Consider the following 16103-nt stretch of genomic DNA (forward strand, 5'->3'; position numbering starts at 1 on the left):
GTTACATTCCGAACCCGGAAGCTAAGCCTCACAGCGCCGATGGTACTGCAGGGGGGACCCTGTGGGAGAGTAGGACGCCGCCGAACAATCTTTGGAGGACCCCTGGTCCCAGCGTTCAGCTGGGACCAGGGGTCCTTTCGTTTTTACAATGCTTGCGGTACCGAAGACAGGAGTCATCATGTCCACCAACTCTCCCGACGACCGACCGGAGCGCGACCAGCGGCGACGGGACAGTGGTGACCGTGGTGACCGCGGCGGCTTCCGCCGGGACAACGACCGCCGGGACGACCGTCGCGGCTCCGACCGCGGTAGCTACGGGCGCCGTGACGACCGACGCGACGATCGCCGTGACGACCGGGACCGTGGCGAGCGCGGCGGCTTCCGTCGCGACGACCGCAGGGACGACCGGCGTGACGACCGTCGGGGCGACGACCGGGGTGGGTTCCGCCGTGACGACCGCGGTGGGCGTCCGGCATTCCAGCGTGACGACCGCCGTGACGACCGGGACCGTGGCGAGCGCGGCGGCTTCCGCCGTGACGACCGCAGGGACGACCGTCGCGGCGACGACCGCGGTGGCTTCCGCCGTGACGACCGTGGCGACCGTCCGTCCTACCGCCGCGACGACGACCGCGGAGGGTTCCGCCGTGACGACCGCGGCGACCGTCCCTCCTACCGCCGCGACGACCGACGCGACGACCGCCGTGACGACCGGGACCGTGGCGAGCGCGGCGGCTTCCGTCGCGACGACCGCAGGGACGACCGGCGTGACGACCGTCGGGGCGACGACCGGGGTGGGTTCCGCCGTGACGACCGCGGTGGGCGTCCGGCATTCCAGCGTGACGACCGCCGTGACGACCGGGACCGTGGCGAGCGCGGCGGCTTCCGCCGTGACGACCGCAGGGACGACCGTCGCGGCGACGACCGCGGAGGGTTCCGTCGTGACGACCGCGGCGACCGTGGCGACCGTCCGTCCTACCGCCGCGACGACGACCGCGGAGGGTTCCGCCGTGACGACCGCGGCGACCGTCCCTCCTACCGCCGCGACGACCGACGCGACGACCGCGACCGTGGCGACCGCGGCGGCTTCCGTCGCGACGACCGCAGGGACGACCGCCGTGACGACCGCGGTGGTTTCCGGCGCGACGACAGCCGTGGTGACCGCGGTGGCTTCCGGGGCCGTGACGACCGTGGCGGCCATGGACCCCGCAGGGACGACCGCGGTGGCCGGCCCGGTGGCTTCCGGGGCCGTGACGACCGGGGCGGCCGTGACGGCCGAGACGACCGTCGTGGCGGTGGCCGGTTCCGTGAGGACCGGGACCGGGACCGCGACCGTGAGCCGATCAAGCGTCTGCCGATCCCGGAGGACGTCACCGGCGACGAGATCGACAAGGACGTACGGCAGGAGCTGCAGAGCCTGCCCAAGACGCTCGCGGAGGACGTCGCCAAGAACCTGGTGATGGTCGCCCGGCTCATCGACGAGGACCCCGAGGGCGCCTACGGCTACTCCAAGGTCGCCCTGCGCCTGGCGTCCCGCGTGGCCGCCGTGCGCGAGGCCGCCGGGTTCGCCGCGTACGCGAACCAGAAGTACAACGAGGCCCTGGCCGAGTTCCGGGCCGCCCGGCGGATGACCGGCAGCGTGGAGCTGTGGCCGGTGATGGCCGACTGTGAGCGCGGGCTCGGGCGGCCGGAGAAGGCGCTGGACATGGCCGGCGCCCCGGAGGTGCACAAGCTGGACAAGGCGGGTCAGGTCGAGATGCGGCTCGTCGCCGCCGGTGCCCGGCGCGACATGGGCCAGCTGGACGCGGCCATCGTGACCCTGCAGAGCCCCGAGCTGGCTTCCAACTCGGTGCAGCCGTGGACCGCGCGCCTGCGCTACGCCTACGCCGACGCCCTGCTGGCCGCCGGCCGGGAGCGCGAGGCGCGGGAGTGGTTCGCGAAGGCTGTCGAGGCCGACCGGGACGGCAGCACGGACGCCTCCGACCGGCTCGCCGAGCTGGACGGCGTGGAGTTCGTCGACGCCCTCGCCGAGGACGCAGCCGCCGAGGACGCCGAGGCGGCGGAGGCCACCGAGGCCACCGAGGCCACCGAAGCAGTCGAGTCCACCGAAGCAGTCGAGTCCCCTGAGGCCGTCGAGTCCACGGACGCGTCCCCGGAGGACGGCGACAAGGACTGACGTCAGTCACCGATAAGAGGGCAGGCTCCTGCGGGGCCTGCCCTCTTTCGTGTACCCGCGCGGTGCGGGCTTCAGATCTCCAGGGCCCGCAGCACCAGCCCCGAGGCCGGTTTCGGGCCGAACGACGTCGACTTGCGGGGCATCGTCACCCCCTGCCGGGCGAGGTCGCGCACGACCTCCTCGCGGACCGGGTGCATCAGGACCGCCGTACCGCCGTCGCGTTCCGCCTTCTCGACCGTCGCGGCCGTGTGGTGGATGTAGGCGATATGGGCCGGGGAGTCCTCGGGGATGCGCCAGACGTGCTCCAGCAGCGTGGCGTGCAGGACGGTGGCGTCCAGGGAACGCCAGGCGGCCGGGCGGTCCGCGGGGACCGTGCGGGCGAGCAGGTCCGGGTCGGGGCGGTCGAGCAGGTGGAAGGCGCCGTCGCCGGCCAGGAGGAAGGAGTTGCCCGCGCAGGACGCGTCCGCCAGCGCCGTCAGGGCGTCGGCCAGGGGCAGGTCGAGACGCCGTACCCGGAACAGGCCCTCCACGGCCCGCAGCGCGTCCGCGACCGGCAGGCCGTGCAGCAGGCGGTGGATGGCGCGCACGCGCAGCGGATAGCGCGCGGTGTCGACGAGGAGGACCAGTCCGTAGTCCCAGGGGCTGGGGGAGGGGTGCTCCGCGCGCAGCCGCCGGTAGGTGGCCCAGCGGTGGTGGCCGTCGGCGATCAGGGCCTGGCGGCCGGCCAGGTCGTTCTGGATGCGGGCCAGGTCGGCGGGGTCGGTGACGGACCACAGGCGGTGCCGGAAGCCGTCCTCGGTGGTCGTGGCGAGCAGCGGGGGCTTCTCCGCCGTGCGCTCGACGACCTCCGCGGCCGCGCCGTCGCCCCGGTAGGTCAGCAGCAGCGGCTCCAGGTTGGCGCGCGTGGCGCGCATCAGGGCGGCGCGGTCGGCGACCACGGGCGGCATGACGTCCTCGTGCGGCAGCACCACGCCCTCCGCGGGCTCCGAGACCCGCAGGGTGCCGATGACTCCGCGCTGGAGCATGCCGTCGCCGTCCCGCTGCTCGTACACGTAGAGGCCAGGCTCGGGGTCGGCGGTGAGGATGCCCTCGTCCAGCCAGCGGCGGAGCGTGTCGGCGGCCTGCTCGGTGCGGGCGCTCGGGGTGCCGGCCTGGGGCAGGATCAGCCGGACGATGTTGTGGGGGTCGGCCGACTGGAGGTGGTGCAGGCCGTCGGGCCGTACGACGACGTCGTAGGGGGGAGAAGTGACGGAGGCGAGGCTGCCGACCCGGTCGGGGTCGTAACGGAGGCCTCGGAACGGGGTGAGTTCCAGGCCGCGGCGCTGCGTTGCCTCCGAGTGACCTGCTGTGTTCATCCCGGCATCGTACGTGTGTCAGTGGCGTGGGGGATGATCGGGGGAAAGGCGAGAACGAGGAGCGATGCGGACATGAGCCAAAGCGTCAGGACGAGGCCCGAGGGCAGTGGGCAGCCCCTGAACGAGGCGTACGACACGGCGCTGCTCGATCTGGACGGGGTGGTGTACGCGGGCGGGAGCGCGATCGCCCACGCGGTCGACTCGCTGGCGGTGGCCCGAACGGGCGGCATGCATCTCGCGTACGTCACCAACAACGCCCTGCGGGCCCCGGACGCGGTGGCCGGGCACCTGACGGAGCTGGGCATACCGACGGGCGCGGACGACGTCATCACCTCGGCGCAGGCCGTGGCGCGGTTGATCAGCGAGCAGGTGCCGGCCGGGGCGCGGGTGCTGGTGATCGGCGGGGAGGGGCTGCGGGTGGCGCTGCGCGAGCGCGGTCTCACCCCGGTGGAGTCGGCCGAGGACGATCCGGCGGCGGTCGTGCAGGGGTACGGCGGGCCCGATCTGGCCTGGGGACGGTTCGCGGAGGCGTCGTACGCCATCCGGCGGGGTGTGCCGTGGTTCGCGTCCAACACCGATCTGACGATTCCGAGCGGGCGGGGCATCGCGCCGGGCAACGGGGCGGCCGTGGAGGTCGTCCGGATCGCGACCGGCGCCGAGCCGCAGGTCGCGGGCAAGCCGCTGCCGCCGATGCACCGGGAGACCATCATCCGGACGGGTGCCGAGCGTCCGCTGGTGGTCGGGGACCGGCTGGACACGGACATCGAGGGCGCGTTCAACGGCGGGGTCGACTCGCTGCTCGTGCTGACCGGTGTCACCGACGGGGCGCAGCTGCTCGCCGCGCCGCCGCAGCACCGGCCGACCTATGTGGACGCCGATCTGCGGGGGATGCTCACCGGGCAGCCGGAAATCACCCGGGAGGGTGAGGGATTCGGCTGCGGCGGATGGACGGCGACGGCCGGGACGGACCGGCTGGAGCTGACGGGCGACGGCGAGGCGCTGGACGGGCTGCGAGCGCTGTGCGCGGCGGCCTGGACGGCGGCGGGCGAGGGCTCCTGCACGCTGGACGGCGAAAAGGCGCTGACGCGACTGGGATTGTGACGCACCCGCCACGGCTCCCACGGGGAGACGCACCCGCCACGGCCCCCACGGGGAGGGGGCACGCGGTCGGGCGTACGACACCGGGGATCGAGATCAGTGCGAGGGTAGGCTAACCTAACCTCGTGTTGGTCGTCAGTCCTCCGGAACCGCGCGCGGAATCCGCCCCCGCGTCCCCAACCCGCCGGGCGGTCAAGGCCCTTGGGCTCCTGCTGTCGGTCGTGCTCCTGGCGCTCGTCGCCCTGGCGAGCATCGCGATCGGGGCGAAGGGGCTCTCGTGGGACCAGGTCTGGCACGGCCTGTTCCACGACACGGGGACGTACGGCGACGTCGTCGTGGACGAGCGGCTCTCCCGCACCGTCCTCGGCCTGCTGGTCGGAGCCGCGCTCGGGCTCTCGGGCGCGGTGCTCCAGGCGCTGACCCGTAACCCGCTGGCGGACCCGGGGCTGCTCGGCATCAACGCGGGCGCGTCCGCCGCCGTCGTCACGGCCATCACCTACTTCGGTGTCACCAGCCTCACCGGCTATGTGTGGTTCGCGTTCCTGGGCGCCTCGGCGGTCGGCGCGCTGGTGTGGTTCCTCGGCGGCAGCCGGGGCGCCACCCCGGTGCGGCTCGCGCTCGCCGGCACGGCCATCAGCGCGGCCCTGTACGGCTATCTCCAGGCCGTGATGATCACGGACGGCGCGGCCCTGGGCAAGATGCGCTTCTGGACCGTCGGTTCGCTGGTCTCGGCCGGCTCCTCGACCATCACTCAGGTGCTGCCGTTCCTCGTGGCCGGCACCGTCCTCGCGCTGGCGCTGGCCCGGCCGCTGAACGCCGTGGAGATGGGCGACGACACCGCCCGTGCCCTCGGCGCGAACCTCAACCGGACCCGGGCGCTGGCCATGCTGGCCGCCGTGGTGCTGAGCGGCGCCGCGACCGCCGCCTGCGGCCCGATCGTCTTCGTCGGCCTGATGGTCCCGCATGTCGTGCGCTCCTTCACCGGCCCCGACCTGCGCTGGATCCTGCCGTACGCCACGGTCCTGGCGCCCGTGCTGCTGCTCGCCGCCGATGTCATCGGCCGCGTCGTGGCCCGCCCCGCCGAACTCCAGGTCGGCATCGTCACCGCGATCATCGGCGGGCCGGTCTTCATCTTTCTCGTACGACGGCGGAGGACGGCCCAGCTGTGAAGACCCACTCCAGGAGCCGTGCCGTGCGCACCCCCGGCGGGCTCTCCCTGCGCCTGGACCCGCGCGCCCTGACCGTCGTCGTCCTGCTGCTGGCCGCGGCGGGCGCCGCCGGTGTCGCCCTGATCGGCACCGGCGACGCGAAGATCCCGGCGGCCGACGTGCTGCGGACGCTCGCCGGGAACGGCACCGCCTACCAGGACTTCATCGTCAACGAACTGCGGCTGCCGCGGGTCCTCGTCGGCCTGCTCGTCGGCGCCTCGCTCGGCCTCGGGGGCGCGCTCTTCCAGTCCGTCTCCCGCAACCCGCTCGGCAGCCCGGACGTGCTCGGCCTGTCGCAGGGGTCGACGGCCGGCGCGCTCGTCGTGATCGTGCTGATGTCCGGGAGCGCCGCCGAGGTGACCCTCGGAGCGCTGGCCGGCGGTCTGGCGACCGGTCTCGCCATCTACGCGCTCGCCTGGAAGCAGGGGGTGCACGGATACCGGCTGGTGCTGGTCGGTATCGGTGTCAACGCGATGATGACGGCGGTCTCCGGCTATCTGCTCACGAAGGCCGACCTGGTCGACGCGACCCGCGCGGTGGTGTGGATGACCGGCTCGCTGGCCGGCCGGGACTGGGAGCAGGTCTGGCCGCTGCTCGGGCTGTGCGCCGTGCTGCTGCCGCTGGTCCTGGTCAACGCGCGCGGCCTGCGGATGCTGGAGATGGGCGACGACATCGCGAACGCGCTCGGCGTCCGCGTGCAGCGGGTACGGCTGCTGCTGATGGTCTCGGCCGTGCTCCTCGCCGCCGCCGCCACGGCCGCCGCGGGCCCCGTCAGCTTCGTCGCGCTGACGGCACCGCAGCTCGCCCGCCGCCTGACCCGCTCGCCGGGCCCCAACCTGGTGCCCTCCCTCTGCATGGGGGCGGCCCTGCTGGTCGCCGCCGACTGGGCCTCCCAGCGCGCCTTCGGCGCCGACCAGCTGCCGGTCGGCGTGGTCACCGGCGTCCTCGGCGGCGTCTACCTGTTGTGGCTGCTGGTCACCGAGCGCCGGGCGGGCCGGATATGAGCGGCACGCACACGAACAACCTGAGGAGCACCGCTGTGAACCGCCTCTCCGCCGAGAACGTCACCCTCGCCTACGACCAGCGTGTCATCGCCGAGCAGCTGTCGGTGGAGATCCCCGACAACTCCTTCACGGTGATCGTCGGACCGAACGCGTGCGGCAAGTCGACGCTGCTGCGGGCGCTGTCGCGGATGCTCAAGCCCAGCCACGGGCGGGTGCTGCTCGACGGGCAGGCCATCCAGTCGATGCCCGCGAAGAAGGTCGCGCGGACCCTCGGCCTGCTGCCGCAGTCGTCCATCGCGCCCGACGGCATCACGGTCGCCGACCTCGTCGGCCGGGGCCGCTACCCGCACCAGGGCCTGCTGCGCCAGTGGTCGGCGGAGGACGAGCGGGTCGTCCAGGAGTCGATGCGGCAGACCGGGGTCGCGGAGCTGGCCGAGCGGTACGTGGACGAGCTGTCCGGCGGGCAGCGGCAGCGCGTGTGGATCGCCATGGCGCTCGCCCAGCAGACCCCGCTGCTGCTCCTGGACGAGCCGACCACCTATCTGGACATCCAGCACCAGATCGACGTCCTCGACCTGTGCGCCGAGCTGCACGAGACCCAGGGCCGCACCCTGGTCGCCGTCCTGCACGACCTCAACCACGCCGCCCGCTACGCCACCCACCTCATCGCCCTGCGCGGCGGCACGGTGATCGCGGAGGGCGCCCCGAACGACATCGTCACGGCCGAGCTGGTCGAGGAGGTCTTCGGGCTGCGCTGTCAGGTCATCGACGACCCGGAGACGGGCACTCCGCTGGTGGTGCCGGCCGCGCGGAAGGTCCGGGCGGAGCGGGCCACGGCCGCCTGACGGACCGGTTCGCGGCAGCCGGCGGGCGGCCCCGCGGGCTCGCGGCGGCCCTGCGGCACGGGCTCACGGCGGCCCTCCGGCACGGGCTCACAGCAGCTTCCTGAGCCGGAACAGATCCAGCAGGCTCGCCTCCAGCTTCACCCGGCCCGACCCCCAGGCGGTCGCGAAGTTCAGGTCGCCGTCCACCAGGGCCACCAGGTCGTCCCCGGCCATGGCGAGCCTGATCTGCGCCTTCTCACGGGGAGGACCGGGGTGGGTCTCGTCGGTCCGCAGCCGGCCGCCGGTCATCCGGCCGACGAAGGTGACGTCCAGATCCGTGATGTGACAGCTCACCGAGCGGTCCAGGGCGGCAGCCGCGCCGACGTCGCCCTCGGCCCCCTGCATGTTGTCCGAAAGCTTTCCCAGTGCGGTGCGGCACTCCTCGATCGTGGCCATCGTCCACGACGGTACCCCAGGGGTTCGGGGTAGCGTCTGGGCATGAGCGAGTCCGTGTCCGAGGCCCCCGCGGAAGCCGTGGCCGAGTCCGAGCCCGAGTACGACCCCGCCGCCCCGGCCCCCCTGGACGTCCCGCGCACTCCCACCGGCAACGCCGAGGTCGACGCCCGTCTGGAGCGGCTGGCCGACGCCGACCACCTCACCACCGACGGACACGTCGAGGTGTACGAGGATGTACACAGGGGGCTGCGCGACGCGCTCACGGCGCTCGACACCCGCCCGGGACCTCCGGTGCCGACCGGGCATCCGGCCGCCGCCCCTCGGTGAGATCCTTCGGGTCGCACCTTTCGATCGTCGCATCCGGCGTCACCGACGCCGTACCAGAGCAGGAGCTGAACCGAACGTGGCAGGAGTCGCACGCCGCCGTCTCGACGCGGAGCTGGTCCGCCGGAAGCTCGCCCGTTCACGCGAGCACGCCAGCCAGCTGATCGCCGCCGGGCGGGTCACCGTCGGCAAGACCGTGGCGACCAAGCCGGCCACCCAGGTGGAGACCGCGGCGGCGATCGTCGTCCAGAGCGACGACAGCGATCCCGACTACGTCTCCCGGGGCGGGCACAAGCTGGCCGGCGCGCTGCAGGCCTTCGTGCCGCAGGGGCTCGTGGTCGAGGGCCGGCGCGCGCTGGACGCCGGGGCGTCCACCGGCGGTTTCACCGACGTCCTGCTGCGCGCGGGCGCCGCCGGTGTCGTCGCGGTGGACGTCGGCTACGGACAGCTCGCCTGGTCTCTGCAGAGCGATGAACGCGTCACCGTCAAGGACCGTACGAACGTACGCGAGTTGACGCTTGAGGCGATCGATGGGGAACCTGTGGATCTTGTCGTGGGCGATCTGTCCTTCATCCCGCTCGGGCTGGTGCTGCCGGCCCTGAAGCGGTGCGTGACACCGGACGCCGACCTGGTGATGATGGTCAAGCCGCAGTTCGAGGTGGGGAAGGAGCGGCTCGGCAGCGGGGGTGTCGTACGGAGTCCGCAGCTGCGGGCGGAGGCCGTGCGAGGAGTGGCCGAGAAGGCGTGGGAGCTGGGACTCGGGGTGCGAGGGGTCACCGCCAGTCCGCTGCCCGGGCCCTCGGGGAACGTCGAGTACTTTCTCTGGCTGCGGGCGGGGGCACCTCAGGTGGACCCGGCCGACGTCGAACGTGCAGTGGCGGAGGGGCCGCGTTGACACAGAACCTGGCGCGTACTGTTTTCCTGCTCGCCCACACCGGGCGGCCCGCGGCGATCCGCAGTGCGGAACTCGTCGTCAAGGGCCTGCTGCGGCATGGCATCGGGGTGCGGGTGCTGGAGGAGGAGGCGCGCGATCTGCCGCTCCCGGACGAGGTGGACCTCGTCAAGGAGGCGACCGCGCAGTGCCTGGACGGGTGCGAGCTGCTGATCGTGCTGGGCGGTGACGGCACGCTGCTGCGGGGGGCCGAGTTCGCGCGGGCCTCCGGGGTGCCGATGCTCGGCGTCAACCTCGGACGCGTCGGGTTCCTCGCGGAGGCCGAGCGGGACGACCTCGACCGGGTGGTCGACCGGGTGGTGGCGCGGTCGTACGAGGTCGAGGAGCGGATGACCGTCGACGTCGTCGTGCACCGCAACGGCGACATCGTGCACACCGACTGGGCACTGAACGAGGCGGCCGTGCAGAAGGCCGGCGCCGAGAAGCTGCTGGAGGTCGTGCTGGAGATCGACGGGCGGCCGGTGACGGGCTTCGGCTGCGACGGCGTCGTCCTCTCCACGCCCACCGGCTCCACGGCGTACGCCTTCTCCGCCGGGGGACCGGTGGTCTGGCCGGAGGTGGAGGCACTGCTGATGGTGCCGATCAGCGCGCACGCACTGTTCGCGAAGCCGCTGGTCACCTCGCCGGACTCGGTGCTCGCGGTGGAGGTGCTGCCGCACATCCCGCCGGGGGTGCTGTGGTGCGACGGGCGGCGGACCGTCGAGCTGCCGCCCGGAGCGCGGGTGGAGGTACGCCGGGGGGCCGTTCCGGTGCGGCTGGCCCGGCTGCACCACTCGTCCTTCACCGACCGCATCGTGGCGAAGTTCGCGCTGCCGACGACCGGATGGCGAGGGGCACCCCACTAGCGCCGCCCGACAACGCCGCCCGACAACGCCTTCCGGCAGCGCCGCCCGACGGGGTGGTTCCGTTTCTTCGCCGGCCGCGGGTGCTCCGTGGCCGGCCGCGCCCCGCTGCGCGGCCGCGCGCCGGGACAGCCCCGCGCCCGTCGGACGGGACCACTCGCCGGAGTGATAGGGGCGGCCTGTGTGCACTCCCCGCCCCGGACCTCGTATGGTCTGTTCCGTGTTGGAGGAGATGCGGATACGGTCGCTCGGGGTCATCGACGATGCTGTCGTCGAGTTGTCGCCGGGGTTCACCGCCGTCACCGGTGAGACGGGTGCGGGCAAGACCATGGTGGTCACCAGCCTGGGGCTGCTGCTCGGCGGCCGGGCGGACCCGGCGCTCGTGCGGATCGGCGCCGAGAAGGCGGTCGTGGAGGGACGGATCGCCGTACCCTCCGGCGCCGCCGCCGTCGTACGCGCCGAGGAGGCCGGGGCCGAGCTGGACGACGGTGCCCTGCTGATCAGCCGCACCATCTCCGCCGAGGGGCGCTCCCGGGCCCACCTGGGCGGGCGCAGCGTGCCCGTCGGGCTGCTCGCCGAGCTGGCCGACGATCTGGTGGCCGTGCACGGGCAGACCGACCAGCAGGGGCTGCTGAAGCTGTCCCGGCAGCGGCAGGCGCTCGACCGGTACGCGGGCGACACCGTCGCCGTGCCGCTCGCCAAGTACACGGAGGCGTACAAGCGGCTGCGGGCCGTCGCCACCGAGCTGGAGGAGATCACCACGCGCGCGCGTGAGCGGGCGCAGGAAGCCGATCTGCTGCGGTACGGCCTCGACGAGGTCGCCGCGGTGGAACCCCGCGCCGGTGAGGACGTGGAGCTGGCCGAGGAGGCCGAGCGGCTGGGGCACGCCGAGGGGCTGTCGTCCGCCGCGACGGCCGCGCACGCCGCTCTCGCGGGCAATCCCGAGGACCCCGAGGGGATCGACGCCGCCACGCTCGTCGCGGGCGCCCACCGGGCCCTGGAGGCCGTGCGGTCGCACGATCCGGCGCTGGGCGCGCTCGCCGACCGGATCGGGGAGATCGGCATCCTGCTCGGTGACGTGGCGGGTGAGCTGGCGGGATACGCCGACGATCTCGACGCCGATCCGCTGCGGCTGGCCGCCGTGGAGGAGCGCCGGGCCGCCCTGACCGCGTTGACGCGCAAGTACGGCGAGGACGTGAACGCCGTCCTGGCGTGGGCCGAGCAGAGCGCCGCCCGGCTCACCGAGCTGGACGGCGACGACGAGCGGATCGGCGAACTGACCGCCGAGCGGGACGCGCTCCGCACGGAACTGGGCGGGCTCGCGCAGGCGCTGACGGACGCGCGGACCGGGGCCGCCGAGCGGTTCGCCGCGGCGGTGACCGCCGAGCTCGCCTCGCTGGCGATGCCCCACGCGCGCGTGTCCTTCGACATCCGGCAGACCGAGGACCCCGAGGGCGTCGAGGTGGGCGGCCGCACGGTCGCCTACGGCCCCTCGGGCGTGGACGAGGTCGAACTGCTGCTCGCCCCGCACCCGGGCGCCCCGCCGCGTCCCATCGCCAAGGGCGCGTCCGGTGGTGAGCTGTCCCGGGTGATGCTCGCCGTCGAGGTCGTCTTCGCGGGCACGGACCCCGTGCCGACGTACCTCTTCGACGAGGTCGACGCCGGTGTCGGCGGCAAGGCGGCGGTCGAGATCGGCCGGCGCCTGGCGAAGCTCGCCAGGACCGCGCAGGTCGTCGTGGTCACCCACCTGCCCCAGGTCGCCGCGTTCGCCGACCGCCAGCTGCTGGTGGAGAAGACCAACGACGGCTCCGTCACCCGCTCCGGCGTCAAGGTCCTGGAGGGCGAGGAACGCGTCCGCGAGCTGTCCCGCATGCTGGCCGGTCAGGAGGACTCCGAAACGGCCCGTGCGCACGCGGAGGAACTGCTGGCGACGGCGCGGGCGGATCTCTAGCGGGTCCTAGGGTGGCCGGATGATCTTCACACGGAAGTCCGGCTCCCTCCTGCTGTCCGCCGCGCTCACCCGGCTCGGCTTCGTCCTCCTGCGCGCCAGCCCGCCCGGGGGCCCGGCGCGCAGGGAGCGGAAGAACCACGCCGGGCGGAGCGTCGAGCTGTACGCGGCGCCCGCCTCGGCGCTGGGGACGGCGGTCGCCGCGGGCCGGGTGCACCCCGGTGCCGGGCTCGCCGTGCTGGCCGCCGGGGCCTGCGGGGCGTACGACGACGTCGCCGGTGACCACCGGCGCGGCCTGCGGGCACATCTCGGCGCGCTGCGGGAGGGCGAGGTCACCAGCGGTGCCGTGAAGCTGTTCGGGGTGTCCGCGGCCGGGCTCGTCGCGGGCGCGCTGCTGAAGGAGCGGCCGCTGGACAAGCTGCTCGCCGGCATCGTGATCGCGGGGACCGCCCACTTCGTCAACCTGGTCGACGTGCGTCCCGGCAAGGCGCTCGGTGCGGTGCTCGTGCTCGGGACACCGGGGCTGCTGCGGAAGGGGCCGGGCGGGGAACTGGCCGCCGTCGCGGTGGGCGGCGCGGCGGCCGTGCTGCGTGAGGACCTCGGTGAGCGCGCCATGATCGGGGACACGGGGGCGCACGCCCTCGGTGCCGCCCTGGGGGCGGCCGTGGCGGCGGGCAACCGGCGCGCGGGGCTGCTCGCGCACGCCGTCGCGGTCGTGGCCGCCGCCGGGTACGGGGACCGGGTCACCGCGTGGGCCCGCTCATGGTGACCGGCTGACCTCGCGGGACGCGGTCGTACGGGGCGCGGCGTGCCGGGGTCTTCTCACCCTTGTGGGTGACGTGCTCCGGCGCATTGCCCCGGCCCGCCGCACTGTGCGCCCTCCGGATTTCCCGTAACCGCCGTTCCCCCTGGCATGCTTGAGGGAACACGGTCCGCGCGGGAGGCGCGCGGGGTACGTCCTTCCGCCCCTCCGAGCCCGCTACCTTCTGTACGTTTCCTCGTGTCCGCCCACGCCGAACCAGGAGCGCCGGCCCCGTGAGCCCCCTGAGCAGCAACGCGCCGCACGGCCAGTCGCCGCTGCGCACCGTGCAGGTGCTGGGCGGAGGCAACGCCGGCAGCAGCGCGCACGTGCGCTCGCTGGCGGAGGGGCTCGTGGCCAGGGGCGTGCGGGTCACGGTGTGCGCCCCCCTTGAGGCGGACCGCGCCTACGACTTCACCGGGGCCGGCGCCGACCATGTGCATGTGCCCCGCAGCAGCGACCCCGTCTCCGTGGCCGCGCTCCGGACTGCCTGCGCCAACGCCGACCTGGTGCACGCGCACGGGCTGCACGCCTCCTTCCGCGCCGTCCTCGCGCTCGGCGGACGCACCACCCCACTGGTCGTCACCTGGCACAACCGGGCACAGGTGGAGGGACCGCGGGCGCAGTTGCTGCGCCTGCTGGAGCGGCGGGTCGTGCGGACGGCGGCCGTGGTCCTCGGCACCAGCTCCGACCTGGTGGACCGGGCCAGGCGGACGGGAGCGCGGGACGCCCGGCTCGCGGCCGTCGGCCTGCCGGAGCGGCGGCGGCCCGCCGTCTCCGACGACCCCGACCGGCAGCGCCCCAAGGTCCGTGCCGAACTGGGCGCCACCGGCCGCCCGTTGCTCATCGCGGTCGGCTCCCTCGACCGCCACCGCGGCTACGAGGTCCTGCTCGACGCGGCGCGCGCCTGGCGGGACCTGGACCCGGTGCCGCTGGTGGTGATCGCGGGGGAGGGGCCGCTGCGGCCGGTCCTGCAGCAGCGGATCGAGGACGAGGAGCTGCCGGTGCGGCTCATCGGGCGCCGTGAGGACGTGCCCGAGCTGCTGGCCGCCGCCGACCTGGCGCTGGTCACGAGCAGTTGGGAGTCGCGGTCCGTCCTCGCGCAGGAGGCGCTGCTCGCGCGCGTACCGCTCGTCGCGACCCGTGTCGGCGGCGTCCCGGACCTCGTCGGCGACGCGGCCGAACTCGTGCCGTACGGCGATCCGGCGGCCCTCGCCGGCACGGTCCTGCGGCTTCTGGCGGACCCGGAGCGGTGCGCACTGCTGCGGGAGCGCGGGCTGCGGCAGGCGGCGACCTGGCCGACGGAGGACGAGACCGTCGCCCAGGTGCTCAGCGTGTACGACGAGTTGACCCAGCCCAGGCCGCTGGCCTAGGTCTTCCGGCCGGGCCGTGGCGGGCCGGAGGTGGCGGGCCGGACCGGGCCGGGGCACCGTGCCGGCGCCCGCGAGCCCGGCGTGACTAAGGGACGTGGCGGCGGGCGCGGAGGGCCAGGCTCAGGGCCAGGACCGTCTGCGGATCGTCGAGGTCGGTGCCCAGCAACTCACCGATGCGGGCGAGGCGGTTGTAGAGGGTCTGCCGGTTGAGATGCAGTTCGCGGGCCGTCTCCGCCTTGCGGCCGGCGTGCGCGAGATAGGTCTCCAGGGTCGGCAGCAGCGGCGGCCTGGAGCGGTGGTCGTGGTCGCGCACCGGGCCGATCGCACGGTCCACGAACGCCGCCAGGTCCGGGTGGTCGCGCAGCCGCCACAGCAGCAGGTCGATGTCGAGGCGCCGGGCGTCGTACCAGGGCCGGTCGGTCAGGCCCTGGGCTGCCGTCGCCGTCTCCGCCGCGTGCCGCAGCCCCGCCGAGGCCGCCGCCCAGCCGCCGGCCACCCCGACCACCACCACCGGAGGCGGCGAGCCCGGCCGGCGCATCCCGGCCCGGTCCACGCCCGCCCGCAGCGCCGCCGCCACCCGGTCCGCGACCGCCGCCCGCTCCGACTCCGAGCGCAGTCCCAGCAGTACCAGGACCCGGCCCTCCACCGGCCGCACCCCCAGCAGCACCGGCACGCCCACCGCGGCCAGCTCCTCCGAGACCGCCCGGGCCAGCACCGCCCAGCCCCCGCCCGGGGAGAGGCTGTCCCCGATCCGCATCACCACCGGCAGCAGCGGGCTGTCGCCGGGCTTGAAGCCGAGGACCCGGGCCTGCGCCGGGGCGTCCTCCGCCGTGATGCGGCCCTCGGCGAGATCGGTGAGGAAGTCGCCGCGCCCGCGTGCCGCCAGCTCCTCCTCCTGCCGGGCCTGCATCAGCACCACGGCCAGGATGCCCGCGGCCCGCTCGGCGGCCATCCGGTGCACGGGGGCCAGCGGTGAGCGCACCGGCAGCAGGACCAGGCGGGCGCGCACCGAACCCGCCGTACCCGGCCCGCCGCCGGGCACGTCCACCAGCACCGAACCGGCGGGCGGCGGGGCCTCCTTGTGCGGGCCGCGCAGCCCCTCCCACACCTGGAGCGGATCGGCGCCCTCGGGCCCTTCCCCGGCGGCGTAGAGCAGCCGGCCGCCGGCCGTCTCCAGGAACACCGGGTTGCCGCAGAAACCGGCCAGGATGCCCAGCACCTGCGGCACACCGCCACCGCCCAGCAGGGCCTCGGTGCAGCGCCGGTGCACCTCCTCCGCGCGCTGGAGCAGGGCGTAGTGGCCGTTGACGATCTCGGTGTGGATCTCCTCGGTCACCGTCACGAACGGCACCTCGCGATGCAGCTGGACCAGCGGCAGACCCGCCGCCCGGGCCGTGTCCACCAGGGCCGCGGGCAGCCGGGCGAAGCGCGGTCCCAGCTCCACCACCAGGGCGGCGATCCCCCGCTCGGCCAGCGTCCGGACGAACGCCCGCTGCTCGGCCGGCCGGGTGCCGAGACCGTAGCCGGTGGTGAGCAGCAGCTCGCCGCCCTTGAGCAGCGAGGCGATGTTCGGCACCTCGCCCGCGTGCACCCAGCGGACGGTCCGGCCGAGCCGGTCGCCGCCCGCCAGGATCTCCGGCAGCCCGCTGCGCAGGCCGGGCAGCTCCAGGGCCCGCTGCACGGTGATACCGGCGCCCTGGGTGTCGAATCGGTGGTCCGTACGGCTGTCCATGCAGCGGACGCTACC

General features: G+C 74.3%; 15 protein-coding genes and 1 rRNA gene. 12 read left to right on the top strand and 4 right to left on the bottom strand.

Translation table 11 applies throughout. The features are described from left to right. A 5S ribosomal RNA gene (gene rrf / locus FHS34_RS28860) occupies positions 1-86 on the top strand; the annotation flags it as partial. A gap of 29 nt (positions 87-115) precedes the next feature. On the opposite strand, the gene FHS34_RS28865 is transcribed toward rrf, so the two are convergent. After that, the gene (locus FHS34_RS28865) at positions 116-1198 is read right to left on the bottom strand and encodes a hypothetical protein (RefSeq protein WP_184971308.1); all 1083 of its coding nucleotides are present in this window, start codon (positions 1196-1198) and stop codon (positions 116-118) included. A gap of 150 nt (positions 1199-1348) precedes the next feature. Between FHS34_RS28865 and FHS34_RS28870 the strand changes: the two genes are divergently transcribed. Beyond that, positions 1349-2173, top strand: a complete 825-nt coding sequence (locus FHS34_RS28870) for a tetratricopeptide repeat protein (protein ID WP_225817674.1) — start codon at positions 1349-1351, stop codon at positions 2171-2173. A gap of 71 nt (positions 2174-2244) precedes the next feature. On the opposite strand, the gene FHS34_RS28875 is transcribed toward FHS34_RS28870, so the two are convergent. Next, a complete protein-coding gene (locus tag FHS34_RS28875; RefSeq protein ID WP_184970716.1) occupies positions 2245-3528 on the bottom strand; it encodes a DUF1015 domain-containing protein in 1284 nt (427 codons plus the stop codon). Between the two features lie 72 nt (positions 3529-3600). Between FHS34_RS28875 and FHS34_RS28880 the strand changes: the two genes are divergently transcribed. From FHS34_RS28880 to FHS34_RS28895, 4 genes are all read left to right on the top strand, one after another. Further along, entirely contained in the window at positions 3601-4629 is a 1029-nt protein-coding gene (locus FHS34_RS28880) for an HAD hydrolase-like protein (RefSeq protein WP_184970719.1), read from the top strand. A 122-nt stretch (positions 4630-4751) separates the two neighbouring features. After that, positions 4752-5795: a FecCD family ABC transporter permease gene (locus FHS34_RS28885; protein WP_184970721.1), complete on the top strand. Its 1044-nt coding sequence runs from the start codon at positions 4752-4754 to the stop codon at positions 5793-5795. Beyond that, a complete protein-coding gene (locus tag FHS34_RS28890; protein WP_184970723.1) occupies positions 5792-6838 on the top strand; it encodes a FecCD family ABC transporter permease in 1047 nt (348 codons plus the stop codon). The genes FHS34_RS28885 and FHS34_RS28890 overlap by 4 nt, the downstream gene beginning before the upstream one ends. Then, the gene (locus tag FHS34_RS28895) at positions 6835-7683 is read left to right on the top strand and encodes an ABC transporter ATP-binding protein (protein WP_184970725.1); all 849 of its coding nucleotides are present in this window, start codon (positions 6835-6837) and stop codon (positions 7681-7683) included. Before FHS34_RS28890 ends, FHS34_RS28895 begins: the two co-directional genes overlap by 4 nt. An 87-nt stretch (positions 7684-7770) precedes the next feature. Here the strand turns inward: FHS34_RS28895 and FHS34_RS28900 are convergent, their stop codons facing one another. Continuing rightward, on the bottom strand, positions 7771-8118 hold the full coding sequence (locus FHS34_RS28900) for a sterol-binding protein (protein WP_184970727.1): 348 nt from the start codon (positions 8116-8118) through the stop codon (positions 7771-7773). A 42-nt stretch (positions 8119-8160) separates the two neighbouring features. Here FHS34_RS28900 and FHS34_RS28905 point away from each other — a divergent pair, with 42 nt between their 5' ends. From FHS34_RS28905 to FHS34_RS28930, 6 genes are all read left to right on the top strand, one after another. After that, a complete protein-coding gene (locus FHS34_RS28905; RefSeq protein ID WP_184970729.1) occupies positions 8161-8445 on the top strand; it encodes a hypothetical protein in 285 nt (94 codons plus the stop codon). Between the two features lie 76 nt (positions 8446-8521). Next, positions 8522-9337 carry a TlyA family RNA methyltransferase gene (locus FHS34_RS28910; protein ID WP_184970731.1) on the top strand — a complete coding sequence of 272 codons (816 nt, stop codon included), beginning with the start codon at positions 8522-8524 and terminating at the stop codon, positions 9335-9337. Further along, complete coding sequence (locus tag FHS34_RS28915) at positions 9334-10239, top strand: NAD kinase (protein WP_184970733.1); 906 nt, start codon at positions 9334-9336, stop codon at positions 10237-10239. The genes FHS34_RS28910 and FHS34_RS28915 overlap by 4 nt, the downstream gene beginning before the upstream one ends. Before the next feature lie 205 nt (positions 10240-10444). Next, positions 10445-12187 carry a DNA repair protein RecN gene (recN, locus tag FHS34_RS28920; RefSeq protein WP_184970735.1) on the top strand — a complete coding sequence of 581 codons (1743 nt, stop codon included), beginning with the start codon at positions 10445-10447 and terminating at the stop codon, positions 12185-12187. A 19-nt stretch (positions 12188-12206) separates the two neighbouring features. Further along, positions 12207-12953 carry a hypothetical protein gene (locus FHS34_RS28925; RefSeq protein WP_184970737.1) on the top strand — a complete coding sequence of 249 codons (747 nt, stop codon included), beginning with the start codon at positions 12207-12209 and terminating at the stop codon, positions 12951-12953. A 266-nt stretch (positions 12954-13219) separates the two neighbouring features. Continuing rightward, complete coding sequence (locus FHS34_RS28930; RefSeq protein ID WP_184970739.1) at positions 13220-14356, top strand: glycosyltransferase family 4 protein; 1137 nt, start codon at positions 13220-13222, stop codon at positions 14354-14356. A gap of 85 nt (positions 14357-14441) precedes the next feature. Here FHS34_RS28930 and FHS34_RS28935 read toward each other — a convergent pair whose 3' ends face one another. After that, the gene (locus tag FHS34_RS28935; protein ID WP_184970741.1) at positions 14442-16088 is read right to left on the bottom strand and encodes a PucR family transcriptional regulator; all 1647 of its coding nucleotides are present in this window, start codon (positions 16086-16088) and stop codon (positions 14442-14444) included. Positions 16089-16103 lie beyond the last annotated feature (15 nt).

The sequence above is a fragment of the Streptomyces echinatus genome, assembly GCF_014203595.1.
In the GTDB taxonomy this organism is placed as follows: domain Bacteria; phylum Actinomycetota; class Actinomycetes; order Streptomycetales; family Streptomycetaceae; genus Streptomyces; species Streptomyces echinatus.

Excerpts from the sequence above, each read along its gene's own strand:
- FHS34_RS28865 (WP_184971308.1), bottom strand. The coding sequence starts at position 1,198 with ATGGCCGCCACGGTCGTCACGGCCCCGGAAGCCACCGCGGTCACCACG.
- FHS34_RS28875 (WP_184970716.1), bottom strand. The coding sequence starts at position 3,528 with ATGAACACAGCAGGTCACTCGGAGGCAACGCAGCGCCGCGGCCTGGAA.
- FHS34_RS28880 (WP_184970719.1), top strand. The coding sequence starts at position 3,601 with ATGAGCCAAAGCGTCAGGACGAGGCCCGAGGGCAGTGGGCAGCCCCTG.
- FHS34_RS28895 (WP_184970725.1), top strand. The coding sequence starts at position 6,835 with ATGAGCGGCACGCACACGAACAACCTGAGGAGCACCGCTGTGAACCGC.
- FHS34_RS28900 (WP_184970727.1), bottom strand. The coding sequence starts at position 8,118 with ATGGCCACGATCGAGGAGTGCCGCACCGCACTGGGAAAGCTTTCGGAC.
- FHS34_RS28905 (WP_184970729.1), top strand. The coding sequence starts at position 8,161 with ATGAGCGAGTCCGTGTCCGAGGCCCCCGCGGAAGCCGTGGCCGAGTCC.
- recN (WP_184970735.1), top strand. The coding sequence starts at position 10,445 with ATGGTCTGTTCCGTGTTGGAGGAGATGCGGATACGGTCGCTCGGGGTC.
- FHS34_RS28925 (WP_184970737.1), top strand. The coding sequence starts at position 12,207 with ATGATCTTCACACGGAAGTCCGGCTCCCTCCTGCTGTCCGCCGCGCTC.
- FHS34_RS28935 (WP_184970741.1), bottom strand. The coding sequence starts at position 16,088 with ATGGACAGCCGTACGGACCACCGATTCGACACCCAGGGCGCCGGTATC.